The 22,621-nt window shown below is 72.3% G+C and carries 18 protein-coding genes; 15 read left to right on the forward strand and 3 right to left on the reverse strand.

The genetic code is table 11. From position 1 onward, the window contains the following. The 9 genes from ACIQCJ_RS24445 to ACIQCJ_RS24485 all read left to right on the forward strand — a co-directional run bounded on the left by ACIQCJ_RS24445 (position 1) and on the right by ACIQCJ_RS24485 (position 7,828). The gene (locus tag ACIQCJ_RS24445) at positions 1–633 is read left to right on the forward strand and encodes a riboflavin synthase (protein WP_355347085.1); all 633 of its coding nucleotides are present in this window, start codon (positions 1–3) and stop codon (positions 631–633) included. Next, positions 630–1,322, forward strand: a complete 693-nt coding sequence (locus ACIQCJ_RS24450; RefSeq protein ID WP_188279813.1) for a nicotinamide riboside transporter PnuC — start codon at positions 630–632, stop codon at positions 1,320–1,322. The genes ACIQCJ_RS24445 and ACIQCJ_RS24450 overlap by 4 nt, the downstream gene beginning before the upstream one ends. Beyond that, complete coding sequence (locus tag ACIQCJ_RS24455) at positions 1,319–2,611, forward strand: bifunctional 3,4-dihydroxy-2-butanone-4-phosphate synthase/GTP cyclohydrolase II (RefSeq protein ID WP_355347088.1); 1,293 nt, start codon at positions 1,319–1,321, stop codon at positions 2,609–2,611. The genes ACIQCJ_RS24450 and ACIQCJ_RS24455 overlap by 4 nt, the downstream gene beginning before the upstream one ends. Positions 2,612–2,814: 203 nt before the next feature. After that, positions 2,815–3,300, forward strand: a complete 486-nt coding sequence (gene ribH, locus ACIQCJ_RS24460) for a 6,7-dimethyl-8-ribityllumazine synthase (protein WP_188279812.1) — start codon at positions 2,815–2,817, stop codon at positions 3,298–3,300. A 34-nt stretch (positions 3,301–3,334) separates the two neighbouring features. Further along, positions 3,335–3,607, forward strand: a complete 273-nt coding sequence (locus ACIQCJ_RS24465) for a phosphoribosyl-ATP diphosphatase (RefSeq protein ID WP_188279811.1) — start codon at positions 3,335–3,337, stop codon at positions 3,605–3,607. 130 nt (positions 3,608–3,737) lie between these two features. Further along, the gene (hisG, locus tag ACIQCJ_RS24470; protein ID WP_355347093.1) at positions 3,738–4,586 is read left to right on the forward strand and encodes an ATP phosphoribosyltransferase; all 849 of its coding nucleotides are present in this window, start codon (positions 3,738–3,740) and stop codon (positions 4,584–4,586) included. Next, positions 4,583–5,080, forward strand: coding sequence for a PH domain-containing protein (locus ACIQCJ_RS24475; protein ID WP_355347096.1), 498 nt, complete (start codon positions 4,583–4,585; stop codon positions 5,078–5,080). The genes hisG and ACIQCJ_RS24475 overlap by 4 nt, the downstream gene beginning before the upstream one ends. A gap of 325 nt (positions 5,081–5,405) precedes the next feature. Beyond that, entirely contained in the window at positions 5,406–6,737 is a 1,332-nt protein-coding gene (locus ACIQCJ_RS24480) for a hemolysin family protein (RefSeq protein ID WP_402712511.1), read from the forward strand. Beyond that, positions 6,737–7,828 (forward strand): hemolysin family protein, encoded by a 1,092-nt coding sequence (locus ACIQCJ_RS24485; protein ID WP_402712513.1) that lies wholly within the window; start codon positions 6,737–6,739, stop codon positions 7,826–7,828. The genes ACIQCJ_RS24480 and ACIQCJ_RS24485 overlap by 1 nt, the downstream gene beginning before the upstream one ends. 81 nt (positions 7,829–7,909) lie before the next feature. Here the strand turns inward: ACIQCJ_RS24485 and ACIQCJ_RS24490 are convergent, their stop codons facing one another. Together ACIQCJ_RS24490 and ACIQCJ_RS24495 are read right to left on the reverse strand one after the other, a co-directional pair. Continuing rightward, entirely contained in the window at positions 7,910–9,802 is a 1,893-nt protein-coding gene (locus ACIQCJ_RS24490; protein ID WP_391160744.1) for an AAA family ATPase, read from the reverse strand. A gap of 447 nt (positions 9,803–10,249) precedes the next feature. Next, on the reverse strand, positions 10,250–10,849 hold the full coding sequence (locus tag ACIQCJ_RS24495; protein WP_401307206.1) for a uridine kinase: 600 nt from the start codon (positions 10,847–10,849) through the stop codon (positions 10,250–10,252). Between the two features lie 121 nt (positions 10,850–10,970). On the opposite strand from ACIQCJ_RS24495, the gene ACIQCJ_RS24500 reads away from it, so the two are divergent. The 6 genes from ACIQCJ_RS24500 (at position 10,971) to ACIQCJ_RS24525 (ending at position 19,948) form a co-directional block, all read left to right on the forward strand. After that, a complete protein-coding gene (locus ACIQCJ_RS24500) occupies positions 10,971–12,113 on the forward strand; it encodes a Xaa-Pro peptidase family protein (RefSeq protein WP_355347111.1) in 1,143 nt (380 codons plus the stop codon). A gap of 147 nt (positions 12,114–12,260) precedes the next feature. Next, positions 12,261–13,670, forward strand: coding sequence for a C39 family peptidase (locus ACIQCJ_RS24505; protein ID WP_391050620.1), 1,410 nt, complete (start codon positions 12,261–12,263; stop codon positions 13,668–13,670). A 263-nt stretch (positions 13,671–13,933) separates the two neighbouring features. Continuing rightward, positions 13,934–15,184: a carbohydrate-binding protein gene (locus ACIQCJ_RS24510; RefSeq protein WP_402712515.1), complete on the forward strand. Its 1,251-nt coding sequence runs from the start codon at positions 13,934–13,936 to the stop codon at positions 15,182–15,184. A gap of 353 nt (positions 15,185–15,537) precedes the next feature. Beyond that, entirely contained in the window at positions 15,538–16,353 is an 816-nt protein-coding gene (locus ACIQCJ_RS24515; RefSeq protein ID WP_391050623.1) for an SAM-dependent methyltransferase, read from the forward strand. Further along, complete coding sequence (locus ACIQCJ_RS24520; protein WP_402712517.1) at positions 16,350–18,539, forward strand: putative bifunctional diguanylate cyclase/phosphodiesterase; 2,190 nt, start codon at positions 16,350–16,352, stop codon at positions 18,537–18,539. The genes ACIQCJ_RS24515 and ACIQCJ_RS24520 overlap by 4 nt, the downstream gene beginning before the upstream one ends. 152 nt (positions 18,540–18,691) lie before the next feature. Beyond that, a complete protein-coding gene (locus ACIQCJ_RS24525) occupies positions 18,692–19,948 on the forward strand; it encodes an SLC13 family permease (protein WP_391161368.1) in 1,257 nt (418 codons plus the stop codon). 15 nt (positions 19,949–19,963) lie between these two features. Here the strand turns inward: ACIQCJ_RS24525 and ACIQCJ_RS24530 are convergent, their stop codons facing one another. After that, the gene (locus ACIQCJ_RS24530; RefSeq protein ID WP_402712518.1) at positions 19,964–21,637 is read right to left on the reverse strand and encodes a serine/threonine-protein kinase; all 1,674 of its coding nucleotides are present in this window, start codon (positions 21,635–21,637) and stop codon (positions 19,964–19,966) included. Between the last annotated feature and the right edge of the window lie 984 nt (positions 21,638–22,621).

Here is a 22,621-nt window from a genome sequence, read left to right on the forward strand (position 1 = left end):
GTGTTCACCGGAATCGTCGAAGAACTGGGTGAGATCACCGGCGTCGAGGACCTGGGCGACGCCAGCCGCTTCCGGGTCCGCGGACCCGTCGTGACCGAAGGCGCCAAACACGGCGACTCCATCGCCGTCAACGGCGTCTGCCTGACCGTGGTCGACTTCGGCGAGGACGACTTCACCGCCGACGTGATGGCCGAGACGCTGAACCGCTCCAGCCTCGGCGCGCTCGGTCCCGGCTCGCGGGTCAACCTGGAGCGTCCGATGGCACTGGGCGGGCGGCTGGGCGGCCACCTCGTCCAGGGCCATGTGGACGGCACCGGCGAGGTCGTCGAGCGCAAGCCCGCCGAGCACTGGGAGATCGTCAAGATCTCGCTCCCCGACGACCTGTCCCGCTATGTGGTCGAGAAGGGCTCCATCACCGTCGACGGCATCAGCCTGACCGTGGTGGAGGCGGGCGCCGACTTCTTCACCGTCAGCCTCATCCCGACCACCCTCGCGCTGACCACGCTCGGCCTCAAGCAGCCCGGCGACCCGGTCAACCTCGAAGTGGACGTCATCGCCAAGTACGTCGAGCGGATGCTGGGCGAGCGCGCGGCCGTCACCGGGCAGGATCCGGAACCGGAGGCCGTGAAGTGAGCGCCCTGCACTGGCTGAACAGCGAGGCGTTCACCGCCTTCGACCAGCACGTGATGTGGTCGGACATGATCGGCAATCTGCTCGGTCTCGGCGCGCTGGCGCTGGGCTGGCGGCGCGCGATGCTCACCTGGCCGGTCCAACTGCTCTCCGGTGCCGTGCTGGTGGCCGCCTTCTGGGCCGCGCACCTCGGCGGCGGCGTCGGCAAGCAGTTCGTGGTGATCACCGTCGCCGTGTGGGGCTGGTACCAGTGGCGGCGCGGCCGGGACGGCAGCGGACGGCTCGCGGTCCGCTTCGCCACCTGGCGCGAGCGCGCGGTGCTCGTCGTCGCCACCGGGCTCGGCACCGTGGCCGTCGCCTCGCTCTTCCTCGCCTACCCGTCGCTGTCCTGGAACCCGTGGCCCGACGCGTACATCTTCGTCGGGACGCTGGCGGCGATGGTCGCCCAGGCCCGCGGCTGGGTCGAGTTCTGGTTCGCCTGGCTCGCGGTCGACGCCGTCGGCGTACCGCTCAACTTCCACAGCGGGCTGCCGTTCTCGGGCCTGGTCTACATCATCTACTTCTTCCTGGTGATCGTCGGGATGTACGCCTGGTGGCAGCAGACCAGGGCCGCCGCGGCCACCACCGCTTCCGACGCAGCCGCTTCCGACTCCACCTCGCAGAACACCGTTCCGGAGGGAGTGACGGCATGAACGCCGTGACCGCACTGCACAACGACTGGTACGAGGACGGTGACCTGGTGCTCGACCCGGTCGAACAGGCCATCGCCGACATCGCCGCGGGCCGCCCGGTCGTGGTGGTGGACGACGAGGACCGGGAGAACGAGGGCGACCTCATCGTGGCCGCGCAGAAGGTCACGCCCGAGATCGTCGCCTTCATGATGACCGAGTGCCGCGGGCTGATCTGCGTACCGCTGGAGGCCCCCGACCTCGACCGGCTCGACCTGCCGCAGATGGTCGACGCCAACACCGAGTCGATGCGCACCGCCTTCACCGTCACGGTCGACGCGAGCGCCGAGCACGGCGTCACCACCGGCATCTCGGCCGCCGACCGGGCCGCCACGATACGGCTGCTGGCCGACCCCGCCTCGCGGGCCACCGACTTCGTCCGGCCGGGACACGTCTTCCCGCTGCGCGCCAGGCCCGGCGGCGTCCTGGTCCGCAACGGCCACACCGAGGCGGGCGTGGACCTGGCCCGGCTCGCCGGACTGCACCCGGCCGCCGCCATCGTGGAGATCGCCCGCGAGGACGGCACGATGGCCCGGCTGCCCGAACTGGTGCCCTTCGCCCGCAAGCACGGTCTGTCGATCATCTCCATCGAGGACCTGATCGCGTACCGCCGCTCGTCGGAGCCCACCGTCCGCCGCGAGGCCGAGACCACGCTGCCCACCGCCTTCGGCGACTTCCGTGCCTTCGGCTACCGCTCCACCACCGACGGCGTCGAGCACATCGCGCTGGTCGCGGGCGACATCGGCGACGGCACCGACGTCCTGGTCCGGGTGCACTCCGAGTGCCTGACCGGTGACGTCTTCGGCTCGCAGCGCTGCGACTGCGGCCCGCAGCTCCAGACCGCGCTGCGCAAGGTCGCCGAGGAGGGCCGGGGCGTGGTGCTGTACCTGCGCGGCCACGAGGGCCGGGGCATCGGCCTGATGTCCAAGCTGCGCGCGTACGAACTCCAGGAGCGCGGCCGGGACACCCTGGACGCCAACCTCGAACTCGGCCTGCCCGCCGACGCACGCGACTACGGCGCCGCCGCGCAGATCCTCACCGACCTCGGGGTCGGCTCGCTGCGGCTGATGACCAACAACCCCGCCAAGACCGGCGCGTTGGTCCGGCACGGCCTCGACGTCCTCGGCAGGGAACCCATGCCGGTCGCCGCCGGGGAGCACAATCTGCGCTATCTGCGGACCAAGCGGGACCGGATGGGTCACGACCTGCCGTGGCTCGACGCGGGCCAGAGCACCACCTGCGCCAACCAGTAGCCCGGCCGGGCCGGCGGGACCGCGCGTCCGAAGCGCGTCCCGAACGCGTCCCGACTATGTTCCGAGCACGTCCTGAGCATGTCCTGACCACATCCTGACCACGTCCTGATACGGACGATTGCCATGAGACACCTGATGGCCTTGATACGGGCGATCAGCTTGATACAACCGGCACGACAGCACATCGAGCACCGAGGAGAGAAGTGAGCGGTAAGGGCGCCCCCGAGCTGACCGTGAAGAACTGCGGCGACCTGCGTGTGGCCGTGATCGCGGCGCAGTGGCACACCCAGGTGATGGACGGCCTGGTCGACGGGGCGATGCGCGCCCTGCACGACCTCGGCATCGACGAGCCGACGCTGCTGCGCGTGCCCGGCAGCTTCGAACTGCCCGTGGTCGCCAAGGTGCTGGCCGGCCGCGGCTACGACGCGATCGTGGCGCTCGGCGTCATCATCCGCGGCGGCACCCCGCACTTCGAGTACGTCTCCCACGGCGTCACCGCCGGGCTGACCCAGGTCGCCGTGGACAGCGGTGTGCCCGTCGGCTTCGGCGTCCTCACCTGCGACACCGAGGAGCAGGCGCTGGACCGCGCCGGACTGCCGGGCTCGAATGAGGACAAGGGGCACGAAGCGGTCACCGCGGCCGTCGCCACGGCCACCATCCTGCGCTCGGTCTCCGAACCCTGGCGCTGAGCAGGCGGCGGTTCCCCGTAGGCTAGGGCCCACCATGGCCAACAAGACATTCGAGCAGCTCTTCACCGAGTTGCGGCACAAGGCCGCCACCGGCGACCCCAGCACGTCCCGCACCGCCGAGCTGGTGGGCAAGGGCGTGCACGCGATCGGCAAGAAGGTGGTCGAAGAGGCCGCCGAGGTGTGGATGGCCGCCGAGTACGAGGGCGCCGACGCCACCGCCGAGGAAATCTCCCAACTGCTGTACCACGTTCAGGTGATGATGGTCGCCCGGGGTATCTCCCTCGACGACGTCTACGCCCATCTCTGAGCGCGTACGCGACCCGTACGCGCTCAGAGACAGCCGGCCACCACCCCTGCCACCCGTACCGCTGTCACCCGTACCGCTCCACAGCCCTGCCCACGAGCCGAGACTCTCTTCAGAGAAGGAAACCGTCCTCATGCTGCGCATCGCCGTCCCCAACAAGGGCTCATTGTCCGGACCCGCGGCGGCCATGCTCCATGAGGCCGGTTACCGGCAGCGCAAGGAGTCCAAGGAGCTCGTGCTGGTCGACCGGGACAACGAGGTGGAGTTCTTCTACCTGCGCCCGCGCGACATCGCGATCTACGTCAGCACCGGCCGCCTCGACATCGGCATCACCGGCCGGGACCTGCTGCTGGACTCCGGCGCGGTCGCCGAGGAGATCCTCCAGCTCGGCTTCGCCCGCTCCACCTTCCGCTACGCCGCCGAGCCCGGCACCGCCGACACCGTCCAGGACCTCAACGGCAAGACGGTGGCGACCTCGTACGAGGTCGTCGTCGAGAAGCACCTCGCGGACAACGGCATCGAGGCGTCCGTCGTCCACCTCGACGGCGCCGTCGAGACCGCCATCCAGCTCGGTGTCGCGCACGCCATCGCCGACGTGGTGGAGACCGGCACCTCGCTGCGGAACGCCGGGCTCGAAGCCTTCGGCGAACCCATCATGGAGTCCGAGGCCGTGGTGATCCGGCGCACCGGGGCCGACCCGGACGAGCCCAAGGTCCGGCAGTTCCTGCGCCGCCTCCAGGGCGTCCTGGTCGCCAGGCGCTACGTGATGATGGACTACGACATCCGCGTCGAGCAGGTCGAGAAGGCCGTCGCCCTCACCCCGGGCCTGGAGTCGCCGACCGTCTCCCCGCTGCACCACGAGGGCTGGGTCGCGGTCCGCGCCATGGTCCCGACCAGCGACGCCCAGCGGATCATGGACGAGCTGTACGACCTGGGCGCCCGCGCGATCCTGACCACCGGCATCCACGCCGCGCGGCTGTGACCGGCGCCGAGGACCGTACGCGGGCGGCGCTCGACGGGCTGCCGCGTACCTTCCGACCCGTCGTCACCCGCGTGGTGCTGCTGTCCCTGGGCGCCGCGCTGGTGGTGGCGCTCACCGTCGTCGCGCTGATGATGCCGCACGACGGCGCCGGGCCCTGGAGCACCGGCGACCGGATCACCGTGATCATGATGGGCGTGCTGATCGCCGCGGTGCTCGCGCTGCTCAGCCGCCCCAAGGTGACGGTGACGGCCGACGGTGTGACCGTGGTGAATCTCACGGTGAAGCGGCGGCTGGCGTGGGCCGAGGTGGTGCGGGTCAATCTGCGGCCGGGCGACGCCTGGGTCCACCTCGACCTCGCCGACGGCACGACGCTGCCCGTGATGGGCATCCAGCCCGGTATCGCCAAGGAGCAGGCGCTGCACGACGCCAGGCTGCTGCGCTCGCTGGTGGAGACGCTGGGCGAGGCGCAGGGCACGACGTCCGCCGGCCACTGAGCGCGCGGCGGTGCGCGCCGCCCCACGCGTCCGCGGGCGCTCCGTCCACGGACCGGGTCGCGAAGCGGCCCGCGATCCGTCCGTGACCTTTCCGCGAACCCGTCCGTGAACCCTTCCGTGAACCCGGCCCCCGCCGTCCTTCGCGGGCGCGGCACCAATGGCTACTCTGGGGGACGAACGGCGCCCACCGCGCTTGCCCCGCACCCCTGGAGCACCGCCCGCGGGGCCCCGACCAACCAAGGAGTGACACTCACACCCCGATGGACGAACCGTCCGGTAGTACCTGCGCCGCCCCTCCCTCCCGGGAATCCGGAGCGGCGGCCTCATGAGCACCTCACTGCTGCTGCTCGCGGCAGCCCTCGTCCTGATCCTTGCCAACGGCTTCTTCGTCGCCGCCGAATTCGGCCTGGTGACCGTGGAGCGCCCAGCGGCCGAACGCGCCGCCGCGGCCGGTGACCGCCGGGCCCGCAGTGTCGTGGCCGCCCTGCGCAAACTCTCCTTCCAGCTCTCCGGCACCCAGCTCGGCATCACCATCACCTCGCTGGTCGTCGGCATGCTGGCGGAACCCGCACTCGCCGACCTGCTGACCGGCCCGCTGACCTCGGCCGGCGTCCCGGACGGCGCCGCCCCCGGCGTCGCCGTCGTCGTCGGCATGATGGTCGCCTCCGCCGTCCAGATGGTGATCGGCGAACTCGTCCCCAAGAACTGGGCGGTCTCCCGCCCGCTGGCCGTCGCCCGTGTGGTGGCCGGACCGCAGCGCGCCTTCTCGCGGGTCTTCCGGCCCGTCATCGAGGTGCTGAACACCGCCGCCAACCGGCTGGTGCGGCTGGTCGGCGTCGAGCCCGCCGACGAGCTGGCGTCCGCCCGCACCCCCACGGAACTGGTCTCCCTGGCCCGGCACTCGGCGCTCGCCGGGACGCTGGAGCAGGACACCGCCGACCTCTTCGTGCGCACCCTGTCGCTCGGCGACCTCATCGCGGAGAACGTGATGACGCCCCGCGTCCGGGTCAGCGCGCTGGAGGACACCGCCACCGCCGCCGACGTGCTCAATCTGACCAGGGCCACCGGCCTGTCCCGCTTCCCGGTCTACCGGGAGCGGCTGGACGACATCATCGGCATGGTCCACCTCAAGGACGCCCTCGCCGTCCCCGCCGAGCGGCGCGACCGCGTCCCCGCGGGGACCATCGCGGTCGCCCCGCTGCTCGTCCCGGAGACCCTGCCGGGCCAGCAGCTCCTGGAGCTGCTGCGCAGCCAGCAGCCGATCGCCGTGGTCGTCGACGAGTACGGCGGCACCGCCGGGGTCGTCACGCTGGAGGACATCGTCGAGGAACTGGTCGGCGAGGTGCGCGACGAGCACGACGCCGCCGACCTGCCCGAACTGGCGCAGGTCCCGGCCGCCGAGGCCGACGGTCCCGCCTGGGACGCCGACGGAAGCTGCCGGATCGACACCCTGGCCAGAATCGGCCTGCTCGCCCCCGAGGGACCCTACGAGACGGTCGCCGGCCTCGTCGCCGACCTGCTCACCCGGATCCCCGAACCGGGCGACGAGGCCGAACTGCCCGGCTGGCGGCTGCTGGTCCGCGATGTCACCCACCACCGGGCCGAACGCGTACGGATCGTGCGTACGGATCGCGTCGCGGGGGAGGCGACCTCGTGATGAGCGCTCTCCAACTCCTGTTCGCCGTCCTGCTGGTGCTCGGCAACGGCTTCTTCGTCGGCGCGGAATTCGCCCTGGTCTCGGTCCGCCGCAGCCAGATCGAACCGCTCGCCGCCGAACAGCGCAGGGCCCGTACCGTGCTGTACGGCCTCGAACACCTCCCGCAGATGATGGCCGCCGCCCAGTTCGGCATCACCGTCTGCTCGTTGACCCTCGGCGCGGTCGCGGAACCGACCGTCGCGCACCTGCTGGAACCGATCTTCGAGGCGGTGCGCGTCCCCGAGGACTTCGTGCACCCGATCGGATACGTCCTGGCGCTGGCCGTCGTGGTCTTCCTGCACCTGGTGATCGGCGAGATGGTGCCGAAGAACCTGGCGATGGCCGCGCCGGAGAAGACCGCGCTGTGGCTGAGTCCGGGGCTGGTCGGCTTCGCCAGGGTGTTCCGCCCGGTGATCTCGGTGCTCGGCACCTGCTCCCGGCTGATCCTGCGGGCCTTCGGCGTGGAGCCCAAGGACGAGGTCGACTCCGTGTTCACCAGCGCGCAGCTGACCGTGCTGGTCGAGGACGCCCGGCAGGCCGGGCTGCTCGACATCGACGAGCAGGAACGCCTGGAGGACGCGTTGGAGCTGGGCACCCGCCCGGTCACCGAAGTGCTGCTCACCCCGGCGGAGTTGATCACCCTCGACCCGGCCGCCACCCCGCGGCAGGTCGAGGAGCTGACGGTGCGCACCGGGTACTCGCGGTTCCCGATCGCGGGCGCGGGCGCGGACTTCCTCGGCTACCTCCACGTCAAGGACGTCCTCGACGTGGACGACCTCGACCGGCCCGTGCCGCAGCGGCTCTGGCGGCCGATCACCACCCTGCGGGCCGACCTGCCGCTGGACGACGCGCTCACCGCGATGCGGCGCGCCGCCTCGCACCTGGCCGCCGTCGCCGACGCCTCGGGGCGGGTCCTCGGCCTGGTCGCGCTGGAGGACGTCCTCGAAATGCTCGTCGGCGAGGTGAAGGACCCCGCCCACCGCGCGCCTTCCCCCGTCCGGGAGGTGCCCGTCCCGCACGCCGCGGAGGATTCCGGCGAACTGGTCCGGTAGGCGGTGCCCGGAAGGGGCGTGCGGAACCGCTGAACACGCGGTCCGCACGCCCCTTCCGGATCTCGTCCCGGCGGCCCGGTGCTACTCGACCGGGTCGGTCGGGGTCGCTCCGGGCCCGCGCCCGGAGAGGACTTCGCCGTACGCCTGCATGAGATCGGGCAGGCGCAGGGTGGACAGTTCGTCGCGGCTCGGTGAGGCCGGGTACTCGGACAGCCGCAGGTCCCGGTAGGCGCAGCTCTTCTCGTACAGGGTGCGCAGCAGCCGTCCGTTGCCCAACTCGTCGATCCAGCCCTGGTCCACCACGTGGCCCGCGATGGCCTTCAGCTCCTCCAGCGCCTCCTCGTCCCAGCGGTCGCCGTTCTCCGCGGCGAGGACTTCACCGATCCGGGTGAGTTCCAGCGGCCGGTAGCTGGGGAAGTCGACGCGGGTGGTGAAGCGGGAGCTGAGCCCGGGGTTGGCGGCCAGCAGCCGGTCCATCCCCTCGGGGTAACCCGCGAGGATGACCACGAGCCGGTCGCGGTTGTCCTCGGCGCGCTTGAGCAGCACCTGAAGCGCCTCGTCGCCGTACGCGTCGCCCTTGCTGTAGCCGGAGTTGGACAGCGCGTACGCCTCGTCCACGAAGAGCACGCCGCCGAGCGCGGAGTCGATCAGCTCATTGGCCTTCACCGCGGTCTGGCCGAGGAATTCGCCGACCAGATCGGAGCGTTGGGCCTCCACCAGGTGGTCGCCGCCGAGCAGTCCGAGCGCGTAGAAGACCCGGCCGAGGATGCGGGCGACGGTGGTCTTGCCGGTGCCGGAGGGCCCGGAGAAGACGAAGTGCCGTTTCGGCGGCTGCACCGGCAGGCCCTGCCCGGCCCGCAGCCGGGCCATCCGCAACTGCGCGGACAGCGCCTTGACCTGGCGCTTGACCGGCTCCAGACCGACCATCCTGTCCAGTTCCGCCAGCGCCTGGGTGAGCAGCACCGGGTCGGAGCCGCCCATCGGGACCTGCACCGGCAGCGACCCGCCGAGCGGGGCGGCGGACCGGTCGCGTACGTCGTCGTCCAGCGGGCCCGCGGCCAGCAGCGACTCGTCGGGCTCCGGCCCCGGACCGCGGCCCTCGCCGGGGTCGGCCAGCAGCGCGGATTCCATGTCGGCGCCGCCCTCCGGCATCGCCTGCCCGGTCCCGGCCAGCGATACGGCCGCCAGCCCCACGCCCTCGTCGAGGCCGTCGTCGGTCTCGTGGATCGCGGCCAGCCGGGCGGAGGTGTCCATGAAGGCGGGGTCGACGCGGTGCACCGCCCGGTAGAGCGGCACGGCCGCCGCCGTACGCCCGGTGCCCTCGTACGCGCGGGCCAGCCAGTAGCGCAACTCCTTGCGCTGCGGCTGCTCGCTGCGGCAGCGCATCAAGGCGGCGGCCAGCAGTGGCTCGGCCTGGCCGCACATCTCCAGCCTGACCCTGGCCATGCCGCCGAACAGCCCGGCCTCGATGCCCAGTACGGGATCGCCCAGCAGCGGCTCGGTGTGCCGGACCAGCCGCTCCCAGTCCTTGACGAGATAGGCGCGGCAGGCGTGCAGGAAGCGGACCTGCGGATCGGTGTCGACCGGCGGGCAGTCCGCCAGGGCCCGGTCCAGCTCGGCGACATGGCGGCCGTCCAGCCAGTGCGAGGCGTGCGCCAGCAGCAGGTCGCGGCTGGTCTCCAGCACCGGCTGCACCCACCAGCCCAGCCAGTACCAGGAGTTGAGGGTCCTGCGGTGGGCGGCCCGCTGCTCGCCGAAGCGGTCGCGGTGCCGGTACATCTGGAGCAGCGCGGTGGCGGTGTCGGCGCGCAGCGCGTGCAGCCCGAGCCAGGCGTCCGCCATGCCGGGGTCGATCCGGACCGCGGTCCTGAACTCCTCCTCGGCCTGGACGTAGGCGCCCATCGTGTACGCGTCGACGCCGCGCAGCCAGGCGAGATCGGCCGGGGCGCCCGGACGCTCGGTGCCGAAGTCCATCAAGTCCCCACCAATCGTTCCCCCGCGCCGCACTGTCGCCCGCTGTCCCAACCCGTGCGCACCGGGCGGGAGTTGGGACAGGCGACAGTCCACCCCCGGCTGCCGGTCCGCCCTTTTCGCATCGTACCCGCGATGTCCCGCGGGCCGTAGGGTGCCGTGACCTGCGGGACAGCGGGAATCCGCGCGAGCGCGGGGAACTCGGCCCCGACGTACGGCCGTCGGGCGGTGACCGTGAGTGAGAAAAACCGGCTCTCGACGGGCCGATTCCGGCCCGGAGACAGGGCAGAGCCCCCGGTCACGGGGGAACAACCGGGGGCTCCGCGTCTTGTCAACGGCCGTCTCCGGCCGCTTGTTGAAAACGTAAGTGCTGGATACCCGGCCGGTCAAGCGGTGTTGACGGACGTGTGCCCGGCGCCGGGGGAGTGGCGGCGGGCTGCCGCCGAGCCGTCACTCCCGGTGATCACGGGCGGGGTTCGGGACGGCCCGGCAGCCGTCGGCGTCGTCGGTCTGGCGCACCAGAAGGTCGGCGAAGGGGCGGGACGGATCGGCGGCGAAATGCGCGTCCTCCGCGCGAGTCCAGCCGGTCCAAAAATGCGCCAGTTCCGGTCCGTCGCGCAGCAGTCCGCGCTGCCGCGCGGTCGCCGGGGGCACCTCCAGCCACAACAGCAACGCCAGATACGGGCGCAGCGCTTGCCGCCCGCTGCCGACGCCGTCCAGCAGCACGACCGGCGCGGCCGGGATCTCCCGCTCGCCCGCGAAACGGCGCGCCGTCCAGTCGTACACCTGGTGCCGGGCGGCCCTTCCCTCGCTCAGTGGCGTCAGCACCTGTTCGACCAGGCGGCCGGTCCACTCGAACGGCTCCTCGTGCGTGGCCAGGTCGTCCAGATGGACGACGGGCGCGCAGCCCAGCTCCGCCGCCAGCCGCCCGGCCAGCGTGCTCTTGCCCGAGCCCGCGTGCCCGTCCACGGCGATCAGCCGCGTCCGCCCGCAGGACGGCTCCGCCCCGTCGAGCAGCCGCCCCAGCTCCCGTACCGTCAGTCCGTTCACCCCCCGACCTTACGGCGGGCCCCGCCCGGCGGCCCGCGCGCCGTCGCGTGGCCGGGGGCTCGGGGCCGCTGACCCGCCACCGCTGCACGCGCCGCCGGGGGCGCCCCGGTACGGTGCGAAGGTGACCCACTCCGAGAGCGGCGGCGCAGCCGCATCCGTGCTGTACACCTCCGAGCGCCTGGCGAGGGCGCGTGCCGAGGCCGAAACGGCGGGCGTCCAGGCCCTGCTGGTGGCGCCCGGCGCGGACCTGCGCTACCTCACCGGGTATCAGGCGCTGCCGCTGGAGCGGCTGACATGCCTGGTGGTGCCGGTGGAGGGCGAGCCCTTCCTGGTGGTGCCGCGACTGGAGAAGCCCGCCGCGCAGGCGTCGCCCGCCGGCGGGCTCGGCATCGAGATCGTCGGCTTCGACGAGACCGACGACGCGTACGCGCTCATCGCCCGGCGGCTGCCCGCCGCGGTGGCCCGCTTCGCCGTCGACAACCACATGTGGGCGGAGAAGCTGCTCGCCTTCCGGGCCGCGCTCCCGGACGCCGAGGCCGTCCTCGCCGGTGACGTGCTGGCGGAGCTGCGGATGCGCAAGACCCCGGCGGAGATCGCGGCGCTGCGCCGCGCGGGCGCGGCGATCGACCGGGTGCACCGCAGGATCGGCGAGTGGCTGGTGCCCGGCCGCACCGAGCGCGAGGTCGCCAAGGACATCGCGGACGCCATCATCGAGGCGGGCCACGAGCGGGTCGACTTCGTGATCGTCGGCTCGGGGCCGAACGGCGCGAGCCCGCACCACGAGGTGTCCGACCGCGTGATCAGGGCGGGCGACCCGGTGGTGATCGACATCGGCGGCACCACCGCGGAAGGCTACTGCTCGGACTCCACCCGCACCTACGCCGTGGGAGAGCCGCCCGCCGCCTTCCGTGAGCTGTACGACGTGCTGCTGCGCGCCCAGACCGCGCAGACCGCGGCGGTCCGGCCCGGTGTCACCGCGGAGGAACTGGACGCCGTCGGCCGGGACATCATCACCGACGCGGGCTACGGCGAGCACTTCATCCACCGCACAGGACACGGCATCGGCCTGGACACCCACGAGGAGCCGTACATCGTGGCGGGCAGCAAACGCCCCCTGGAGCCGGGAATGGCGTTCTCCGTGGAACCGGGCATCTATCTGCCCGACACCTTCGGCGCCCGCATCGAGGATATTGCCGTCTGTACGGAAAGCGGTGGCGAGCGGCTCAATCTGACAGGGCGTGACCTGGTGGTTCTTCCCTGTTGAGCGCCAGTGGTCCAGTCCAATATTGTTCCCGGCGCGCGGCCGGAAACCCTGGTGGAAACGGCCGGTGAACGACGATAGTTGGGGCCACCTGTCATGCACTCGTAGGAGCGGGCAGGAATTCCCGATCACATCGAGGGGAACACCGCCATGACCAGACCCGCGCCCCGGCGTGCCGTACTGACCGCCGCGCTCGCGGCGGCCGCGGCCACCGCGACCGCGTCCGCGCAGTCCGCCTCCGCCGCCCCGGCCACCGCCTCCGGCGCGGCCGTTCCCGACGCCGCGCGACACCAGGCAGGCGGCGGCACGCCCGACGCCGCCCCCGTCGACTACCACGGCTGGACCTCGCTGCCCGACTGGCTGTTCGGCACCCACCGCGGCACGCTGCCGCTGCCGGGCCGCCGGCCCGGCGTGGTCATCGGCCGCGCCACCGGCACGCTCGACTACACCGACCCGCACACCGGCACCACCGCGACGTGGGAGTCGGCCACCTGGACCTCGCCGGTCCGCCGGGTGCCGCACCCCGCGAGCGAGCTGATCGCGTCCTGGAACGCGCACACCCCCGCGGGCACCTGGATCCAGATCGAACTGCTCGGCACCTACACCGACGGCACCGCGACCCCGGCGTACGTCATGGGCCGGTGGACCGCGGGCGACGGCCCCGAGGACATCCGCCGCACCTCGGTGGACGACCAGACCGACGGCAAGAGCAGCATCTGGACCGACACCTTCTCCATCGACGACACCACCGCCGGGCCGCTGCTGGCCTCGTACCGGCTGCGGCTGACGCTCTTCCGCAAGCCCGGCAGCCGCGCCACGCCCACCGTATGGCGGCTCGGCGCGATGGCGTCCAACATCCCGGACCGCTTCACCGTCCCGGCGTCGGTGCCGGGCGTGGCCAAGGGCGTCGAACTCCCGGTGCCGCGCTACTCGCAGAACATCCACAAGGGCGAGTACCCGGAGTACGACAACGGCGGCGAGGCCTGGTGCAGCCCGACCTCCTCGACGATGGTCATCGAGTACTGGGGCCGCGGCCCCACGGCCGCCGACCTGGCCTGGGTGAACCCCGCCTACGCCGACCCCCAGGTCGACCAGGGCGCCCGCTACACGTACGACTACCAGTACGAGGGCTGCGGCAACTGGCCCTTCAACGCGGCCTACGCGGCCACGTACAAGGACCTCCAGGGCGTCATCACCCGGCTGCGTTCGCTCGACGACATCGAGCGGCTGATCAAGGCCGGTATCCCGGTCATCACCTCGCAGTCCTTCCTCGCCACCGAACTGGACGGCGCGGGATACGGCACCTCGGGCCACCTGATGTGCATCGCGGGCTTCACCGCGGACGGCGACGTCGTCGCCAACGACCCGGCCAGTTCCAGCGACGACGCGGTGCGCAACATCTACAAGCGCGCCCAGTTCGAGACCATCTGGCTCAGGACCAAGCGGATCAACGCCACCGGCGGCGTCAGCGGCGGCACCGGCGGTGTCGCCTACGTCTACTTCCCGGCGCAGCCGAGCCCCGGCCAGCGCCGCGCGCTGGCGGCGGTCGGCATCGTCTGACGTCCGTCCGTCCAGCCGTCTCCGGTCGTCTGTCCGACCGGCCGACCGGCCGTTTCCGGCCCGGCCCCGCTCCTCGTACGCGAGGGGCGGGGCCGGGTGCGTGCGGGGTGCGTGCGGGGGCGGACAGGCCGTCGCACGTGGGGAATTGGACTCGAAGTGGTAGAGACCAATTCGTGGTTTAGTCCAAAGGTCTGGACCAACTATTGACGGGTTCGCGTCACCGCAGGATTCTGTCTGCCACGTTCCCCCACAGGAGGCTAGACGTGAACCGTCTCAAAGCAATCGGCTCGGGCGTGGCCGCCGTCGCCCTGGCCGTGGCCGGGCTCGGTACCGTTGCCGCTCTCGGCCCAAGTCAGGCCAGCGGAGCCACGGTCTCGACGAACGCCCTGACCAACAACTGGTACGCCGCCGCCCCGTATCTGATGCCCAACGACAACAACCCGCCGAGCGCGACCGCCATCATGGACGCGACCGGCCTGAAGGCGTTCCAGCTCGCCTTCATCCTCGCCCCCAACGGCGGTGGGTGCAGCCCCACATGGGACGGGACCAGTGCGGTGTCCTCCGACACCGCGGTGGCGAACGTGATCTCCGCGATCCGGGCCAAGGGCGGAGACGTGTCCGTCTCCATCGGCGGCTACGGCGGCACCAAGCTCGGCCAGGCGTGTTCCGACGCCGCGTCCACGGCCGCCGCGTACCAGCAGGTCATCACCAAGTACCAGCTCAAGGCGATGGACTTCGACCTGGAGGAGCCGGAGTACGAGAACACCGCGGCCGTGGCGCGCGAGATCGGCGCGGCCAAGATCCTCCAGCAGAACAACCCCGGCCTGTTCATCTCGGTGACCACGGCGGGCACCGCGGCGGGCACCGGCTGGTTCGGCCAGCAGATGCTCAACGAGGCCAAGTCGCAGGGCTTCACCCCCAACAACTTCTCGATCATGCCCTTCGACGGCGGCTTCAACGGGGCGGCGTCGCAGACCAGCGCGCTCACCGCCTTCAACGGCCTGCTGAAGACCACCTTCGGCTGGGACACCGCCACCGCGTACGCCCACGAGGGCTTCTCCGGCATGAACGGCCGCAGCGACACCGGCGAGTTCTTCTACCAGGCCGACTTCCAGACCGTGCTGGACTACGCGACCAGCCACGGCATGGGCCGCTTCACCTTCTGGTCGCTCAACCGCGACCGCCAGTGCAGCCCGCCGGACAACAACGGCAGCACCTCGGGCACGTGCAGCAGCGTGGCGCAGAACTCCTGGGACTTCGCCAAGTACTCGGTGAAGTTCGCGGGCGCCACGCCTCCCACCAACCCGCCCACGACGCCGCCGACCACACCGCCGACCAGCCCGCCCGGCGGCGGCACCTGCACGGTCGCCCAGTGGGCCGCCTCCGCCGTCTACGTCGGCGGCAACGAGGTGGCGCACAACGGTCACAAGTGGAAGGCCAAGTGGTGGACCACCAACGAGGAGCCCGGCACCACCGGTGAGTGGGGCGTGTGGCAGGACGAGGGCACCTGCTGACCGGCCGCCGGCCGCGACCGTCCGACGTTCCGGGGCGGCGACCGCACAGGCCGCCGAACCGCTGTCGGTCGAACTGGTCTGAACTGGTCTGATGCTGTCCGAAAATCTATCGCGGGTCCGCGGCCGTCACCGGCAGCGGACCCGCGCTGGTGTGTGCGCGAGTCCGCATCTGCGCGTTTTCGCATATGCACATGCTGGTGGTTGTTGACCAAAAACGGACCCTGGATCTCCGGTCGCGTGTTTCACTCCGAACACGTGATCAGTAGCCTCACAGGGTAGACAGGTGCGCGCCCGTCGGCCGAAACACCGTGTGCGACGCGCCCGTTGAGCCCGATGACCTGGAGACAGCAACCGTGACCGACCGTCCTTCCTGGGCCCCGCAGGGCATCGACCTGACGGTGCCCAGCGTGTCCCGGATCTACGACTACTTCCTCGGTGGCTCGCACAACTTCGAGGTGGACCGGGAGGCGGCGCGGCTGGCCATGCGGGCCATGCCGGGGGCGCCCAAGATCGGCCAGGCCAACCGGGCGGTCATGCACCGCGCCGTGCGCTTCGCGATGGACCGCGGCATCGACCAGTTCCTCGACATCGGCTCCGGCATCCCCACCTTCGGCAATGTGCACGAGGTGGTGCAGCGGGCCAACCCCGACGCCCACGTGGTGTACGTCGACAACGACCCGGTCGCCGTCGCCCACAGCCGCGCCGTCCTGGAGGGCAACGACAAGGCGACCATCGCCGCCGCCGACCTCCGCGACCCCGGCTCGGTGCTGGACAACCCCGAGACCAAGCGGCTGCTGGACTTCGACCGCCCCATGGGCCTGCTGCTCGTCGCCGTCCTGCACTTCCTGTCCGACGCCGACCATCCGAACGAGGTCGTCGCCGCGCTGCGCGACGCGCTGGCCCCCGGCAGCGTCCTGGTCGTCACCCACGCCACCCTCCAGTTCGGCCCCGTTCCCTCCGGACAGCGCGGCGTCCAGGCCGTCTACCAGCGCACCGCCACCCCGCTGATCATGCGCACCAAAGAAGAGGTGGAACGCTTCTTCGACGGCTTCGAACTCGTCGAGCCCGGCGTCGTCCCGCTGCCGCACTGGCGCCCCGAGGCCCCGCTCAGCGACGACGACGACCCCGCCGTACTCCACGGTCTCGCCGGTGTGGGGCTGAAAGCGTGACCGCGCTCCCGGCCGCGGCCGGAAACGAGGGCGCGCCCGCGCCCGACGCACGCCCCGGCGACAATCTGCGCAGATTCGCCGCCATTTGGGCACGCGCCATCTACCCGGTGACGGTCACCTCGATGACCCGCGCCGAGTTCGAGGACCACCTGGTGCCGCTCACCCGTGTGCTGAGCGACACCCTCAGGGGCCGCCCGTTCGACCCCCGCCCGGCCGCCGAGGTCGGCACCGCCCTGGTCGCCGCGCACTGCACCGACCCCGAGGCGCTGCCCAGCATCCTCGGGGTCATCGACGCCTACCTCGTCCTGTACTGCCCGCCGGGCCCCGGCCTCGACACCGACGACTGCCGGGCCCGCTGCTCACGCCTCCAGCACGCGGTCGCCGTCGGCTTCTCGCGGGCCCTGCGCGAACGCACTCTGCGCGAGCAGGAGTCCATCATCCGCGCCGCCCTGGACGCCCAGCGCGACGCCGAAGGCGCCCTGGCCGCCAGCGAGGCCCGCTTCCGCGCCGTCTTCGAGGGCGCCGCCCTCGGCATCGGCATCGCCGACCTCGACGGGGAAGTCCTCGAGGTCAACGACGCGATGACCCGGATGTTCGGCAGCGAATCCCTGACCATGCGCCGCAATGTCACCGAGTGGGTCCACACGGACGACGGCACCGGCACCGGCACCCGCCGGCTCAACGGCGAGCTGGTACGCGGCGAACGCGACACGTACGACGTCGAGCGCGCCTACCAGCGGGTCGACGGCACCATCTTGTGGGCCAACGTCCGGGCGTCCCTGCTGCGCGACGCCACCGGCCGCCCGCAGTACCAGCTCGCGCTCGTCGAGGACGTCACGGAACGGCGCGGACTGCTGCGCCGACTGCGCCACCAGGCGACCCACGACGCGCTCACCGGACTGCCCAACCGCGCCCTGTTCTTCGAACGCCTCGACGCCGCGCTCGACGCCGACCCCGCCAACGGCACCAGCCGCATCGGCGTCTGCTACCTCGACCTCGACGGGTTCAAGGCCGTCAACGACAGCCTCGGCCACGCGGTGGGCGACCAGCTCCTCGTCGCCGTCGCCGAACGCCTCCAGTCCTGCGTCACCTCGCCCGACCAGCTCGTCGCCAGGATCGGCGGCGACGAATTCGTCGCCCTCTACACCGACCCGCCGAGCCTCGCCGCCGTCACCGCGCTCGCCGAACGCATCCTGGACGCGCTGTCCGCCCCCGTCCTGCTCGACGGCCGCGAACTGCCCGTCCACGGCAGCATCGGCATCGTCCACGGCCCCGTCGAGTCCCGGATCGCCGCCGACGTCCTGCGCAGCGCCGACATCACGATGTACCGCGCCAAGGAACAGGGCGGCAACCGGTACGAGGTCGCCGACCCGGTCGCCGACGCCCGCGCCATCACCCGGCACGGCCTGACCAACCAGCTCCCGAGCGCCCTGGAACACGACGAGTTCTTCATCGAGTACCAGCCCCTCGTCGGCCTCGACGACGGCGCCGTGCACGGCGCCGAAGCGCTGGTGCGCTGGTGCCACCCCACCCACGGCATACTCGGGCCCGACCAGTTCATCCCGCTCGCCGAGAGCACGGGACACATCGTCGGCCTCGGCCGCTGGGTCCTGGAGCGGGCCGCCCGCCAGGCGTACGCCTGGCAGAGCGAGCACATCGGCGGCGGTCCGCCGCCACGGGTCAACGTCAACCTCTCACCGATCCAGCTGCACCACCCCGAGCTGGTCCAGGAGGTCTCCCGCGTCCTGGAGGACACCGGCCTCGACCCCGCCTCGCTCTGCCTCGAGGTCACAGAGAGCGCTCTGATCGGCGCCGACGAGGACACCCTCAAGCCCCTGCGGCAGATAGTCGACCTCGGCGTCTCCATCGCCCTCGACGACTTCGGCACCGGCTACTCCAACCTGTCCTCCCTGCGCTGGCTCCCCGTCAGCGTCCTCAAGCTCGACCGCTCCTTCACCCGCGGCATGCGCGGCCACGCCGCCGACCCCGTCGACCTCAAGATCGTCGGCGGCATCGTCTCCCTCGCCCACGCCCTCAACCTGACCGTCACCGTCGAGGGCGTCGAGACCCGCACCCAGGCCGACCATCTGCGCGCCCTCGGCTGCGACACCGGCCAGGGCTGGTACTACGCCCGCCCCGGCCCGCCGGAACGGCTCCACACCCTGTCGCTGGCCGACGCCAGCTAGCCGCCCGGTCCGCCGTCACGGCTCCGCCAGCGCGCGGGGCCGTGAGAAACGACGCACTTGAGTGCGTCGGGCGGGCGTCGGGGCGGAGCCGCGCGGCCCACGTGGTGGAATCAGGCGGTACGCGAGCCCGTGGTCCGTCCGAGGAGAGCCCCCTGAACACCGCCGTCGCGGAGACGATCTCCGCCCTCGCTCTCCTGCTGGTCCTCGGCTTCGCCGTCCTGCGCCCGCGCGGCTGGCCCGAGGCGGTGGCCGCGGTGCCCGCCGCGGGACTGCTCATCGGCATCGGGGCGGTGACGCCGTCCGCCGCCTGGCACGAGACCAGGGAACTGCTGCCGGTCGTCGGCTTCCTGGCGGCCGTGCTCGTCCTGGCGGAACTGTGCGCCGACGACGGTCTGTTCACAGCGGCGGGCGACGCGGTCGCGCGGGCCTGCCGGGGCGAGCCCAAGCGGCTGCTGGCCGGGGTGTTCGTCGTGGCCGCGCTGGTCACGGCGGTGCTCAGCCTGGACGCGACCGTCGTCCTGCTCACCCCGGTGATCATCGCGACGGCCGCACGGGCGGGCGCCAAGGCGCGCCCGCACCTGTACGCGACCGCGCACCTGGCCAACTCCGCCTCCCTGCTCCTGCCGGTCTCCAACCTCACCAATCTGCTGGCCTTCACGGCCGCCGGCGTGTCCTTCACCCGCTTCGCGCTCCTGATGACCCTGCCGTGGCTGCTGTCCGTCGGCATCGAATACGCCGTCTTCCGCCGCTACTTCGCCGCCGACCTCGCCGTCCGCGAGCACCCGCCGGAGCAGGGCGAGCCGCCGGCCGTACCGGTGTTCACGCTGGTCGTCCTCGGCCTGACCCTGGCCGGCTTCGCGGTCACCTCGCTCGGCGGCCTCAACCCCGCCTGGGCGGCGCTCGCGGGCGCGCTGGTCCTGGGCGTACGGGCGCTGCGCCGCCGCCGGGCGACGGTCCGCGGCCTGGTCGCGGCGGCCGGGCCGCTGTTCTGCCTGTTCGTGCTCGCCCTCGGCGTCGTGGTGAAGGCCGTGGTCGACAACGGGCTGTCCGACGCCGCCGACCGGGTGCTGCCGCACGGCAGCGGCCTGCTCGCGCTGCTCGGGACCGCCGCGTTCGCCGCCGTCCTGGCCAATCTGATCAACAACCTGCCCGCCGTGCTCGCACTGCTCCCGCTGGCCGCCGCGGGCGGCCCCGGCCCCGTGCTCGCCGTGCTCATCGGCGTCAACCTCGGCCCCAACCTCACCTACGCGGGCTCGCTCGCCACCCTGCTGTGGCGGCGCGTGCTGCGCGACCACGGCACCGACTCCGACCTGGGCACCTTCACCCGGCTCGGGCTGCTCACGGTGCCGCCGACGCTCATCGCCTCCACGGTCGCGCTCTGGGCGGGCCTGCGGCTCACCGGAACCTGACCGGCGCCTTCCCCGTCAGCTCCGCTTGGTGAGCGTGCTCGGGGCGCCCTCGGCCTGCGGCCCCGCCTCGATCCGCAGGGTGCGCGCGTCCGTCATGGAGACGGAGTACTCATGCCCTGTCAGACAGGTCAGCGACGAGTCGGGGTCCGTGGGCTCGGCGGCGGTGACCCGCAAGGTCATGGTGTTCCCCCGGACCTGCGCCAGCGACAGCGCCTCCGTACAGCCCCGCTCCGCCCCCGTGCCCGCCTCGGGGATGTTGCTGACGTCCTGGCCGACGGCCTCGCCGCGCGCCCCCGCGTGCAGGGTGAGCGTGACGGTGAACCGGTCGCTGCGCGGCTGGCCCCCGCTGCCGCTCGGATTGCCTGGCCCCGTACCGACCCAGGTGCCGACCCACGAGGCGGGCAGCGCGTCGGCGGGCGCGGAGGTGTGGGTGCTCGTGCTCGGGCCGGGACTCCCGTTGTTGTCGTCGCCGGAGCCGCGCTGCTGGTCGAGGATCACGCCGACCACCACGAACAGGGCCAGCACGCCCGCGACGACCAGTCCGACGCGGGCACCGCGGCCCATCCCCGGCGCGCGGCGCGCAGCACCCCACGGCGCGGGCTGCGGCCCCGAGTACGGCCCGGTGGGCCGGACGGGGCCCGACACGGGCGGCGGTGTACGCGGCGGCGCGTACGCGGCGTGCGGGGGAGCGGGGGTCTGGCCTCCGGAGCCGGGGCCGTGGCCGGGCGCGGTCAGCGGCGCCGTGGGGGAGTACGGCGACGGCCCTACGGCGGCCGTCGGGTCCGCCAGCAGCGTGCGGACCCGCGCTTCTCGGCCGCGCAGCTCGTCGGTGAGGCCGGGCGGCGGGACCTCGTGCCACACGCCCGTACGGTGCCCCGCCTCCCGCAGCAGCGCCAGCGCCTCCTCGGCGGTCGGCCGGTCGGCCGGTTCCTTGGCGAGGCACGCGTGGACCAGCGGCGCCACCGCGTCGGGCAGCCCGGTGAGGTCGCCGTCCTCATGCACGATCCGGTACATCAGCGCGGGCGTCGACGGCTCCTCGCCCGGCCGGTTGAACGGGCCGTGCCCGGTCCCCGCGTAGACCAGTACGGCCGCCAGCGCGAACAGGTCGCCGGGCTCGGCGGACGCGCCCGCGGTCGCCTGCTCGGGCGCCATGTAGCCGGGGGAGCCGATCACCCCGCCGGTCCTGGTGTGCCGGGAGTCCTCCGCGGCCCGCGCGATGCCGAAGTCGATCAGCAGCGGCCGGTCAGGGCCGAGCAGTACGTTCGACGGCTTCACGTCGCGGTGCGCGAGACCCACCGCGTGCACCGACCGCAGCGCCTCGCAGAGTTCGGCGGCCAGCGACGCCAGGGCCGGTTCCGGCAGCGGGCCGTGCGCCGAGACCCACTCGGCCAGTGAGGGCGCCGCCACGTACTCGGTCGCCAGCCACGGGGGGCGGGTGCCGGGCGGGCTGTAGTCCACCACCGCCACCGTCCACGGCGAACGCACCCGGTCCGCGTGGCGGATCTCCCGCGCGAACCGTTCCCCGAAGCCGGGGTCGAGCCCGAACTCGGACCGTACGGTCTTCAGCGCCAGTGCCCTCCCGGCGGGGGTGCGCGCCAGATAGACCTGTCCCATGCCGCCCGCGCCGAGCCGCGCGAACAGCGGGTATCCGCCGACTGTGCGCGGATCCGTGGCGTCCAAGCTCTCCATGGGCAGCAGCGTAGGGCCGCTTGCGGCCCCGTGGGAGCGTGATCGTACTCATCCGCCTCCGTCGCCGTACTCACCTGTCACTCCAGTCGTGTCTTGCTTCTTTTCCCGCCCGCCCGCCCACCCGTGCGGGTGCTTTGTCGTCTGCGGGTGCCGCTTGTGCCTGGTCGGTGCCGGTCCGGGGCACCTCCTCGAAATGCGGCTACCTGGTCGTGGGTATCCAGTGCCCTTCTTGTCACCGCATTTCTGCGGGGGCACCCCGGCCCGTCCCCTCCGGGTACGTCGGCGTCCGCCTGTCCGGTGGGTGTGGCCGGGAGGGGGGGTGGGTGGGCTCCGGTACGTCGGCGTCGGGCGGTCCGGTGGGGGTCCCGGGAGGGGGTGCGTGGGGGTGAGGTGGTCGGCGTCCGCCTGTCGGTGAGGGTTGCGGGGGAGGGGGTGCTCGGGGACGTCGGCATGCGCCCGTGCGCTGCGGCTGAGGGAGGTGTCAATGACCGGTGAGGGTGGCCGACTGTTCCTCCGCCGTGGGGATCGGCGGAAGCCGCCTGTCCTTGGCACCCGTCCGCCTGCGGACCGTCCGAGAAGGCCACCCACCCCCTTGGGTGGGGGACGCTCGGGGGCCCTGACGGTCTTGGGCACCCGTCCGCCTGCGGACCGTGTGAGGGGGCCACCCATGCGGCCCCTTGGGTGGAGGACGTTCGGGGTGCCCTCACGGTCTTGGACACCCACCCCGGCCATCCACGGACAGGCGGACGCCGATGGGCGAGGAGGGGACGGGGCGGGGTGCCCCCGCAGAAATGCGGTGACAAGAAGGGTGCCGGATGAGCAAGGCCAGGTAGCCGCATTTCGAGGAGGTGCCCCGGCCCGGCACCGACCAGGCACAGGCGGCACCCGCAGACGAAGAAAGCACCCGCACGGGTGGGCGGGCGGGAAAGACAAGACACACTCGCGCCCGTGACGTGGCGCGTCCGATCAGGCATACTCCAACGC

The sequence above is a fragment of the Streptomyces sp. NPDC093221 genome (genome assembly GCF_044753885.1).
In the GTDB taxonomy this organism is placed as follows: domain Bacteria; phylum Actinomycetota; class Actinomycetes; order Streptomycetales; family Streptomycetaceae; genus Actinacidiphila.

What these genes read in the sequence shown, in the direction of transcription:
- ACIQCJ_RS24455 (WP_355347088.1), top strand. Translation starts at nt 1,319, where the DNA reads ATGAACGCCGTGACCGCACTGCACAACGACTGGTACGAGGACGGTGAC.
- ACIQCJ_RS24465 (WP_188279811.1), top strand. Translation starts at nt 3,335, where the DNA reads ATGGCCAACAAGACATTCGAGCAGCTCTTCACCGAGTTGCGGCACAAG.
- hisG (WP_355347093.1), top strand. Translation starts at nt 3,738, where the DNA reads ATGCTGCGCATCGCCGTCCCCAACAAGGGCTCATTGTCCGGACCCGCG.
- ACIQCJ_RS24480 (WP_402712511.1), top strand. Translation starts at nt 5,406, where the DNA reads ATGAGCACCTCACTGCTGCTGCTCGCGGCAGCCCTCGTCCTGATCCTT.
- ACIQCJ_RS24485 (WP_402712513.1), top strand. Translation starts at nt 6,737, where the DNA reads ATGAGCGCTCTCCAACTCCTGTTCGCCGTCCTGCTGGTGCTCGGCAAC.
- ACIQCJ_RS24490 (WP_391160744.1), bottom strand. Translation starts at nt 9,802, where the DNA reads ATGGACTTCGGCACCGAGCGTCCGGGCGCCCCGGCCGATCTCGCCTGG.
- ACIQCJ_RS24505 (WP_391050620.1), top strand. Translation starts at nt 12,261, where the DNA reads ATGACCAGACCCGCGCCCCGGCGTGCCGTACTGACCGCCGCGCTCGCG.
- ACIQCJ_RS24530 (WP_402712518.1), bottom strand. Translation starts at nt 21,637, where the DNA reads ATGGAGAGCTTGGACGCCACGGATCCGCGCACAGTCGGCGGATACCCG.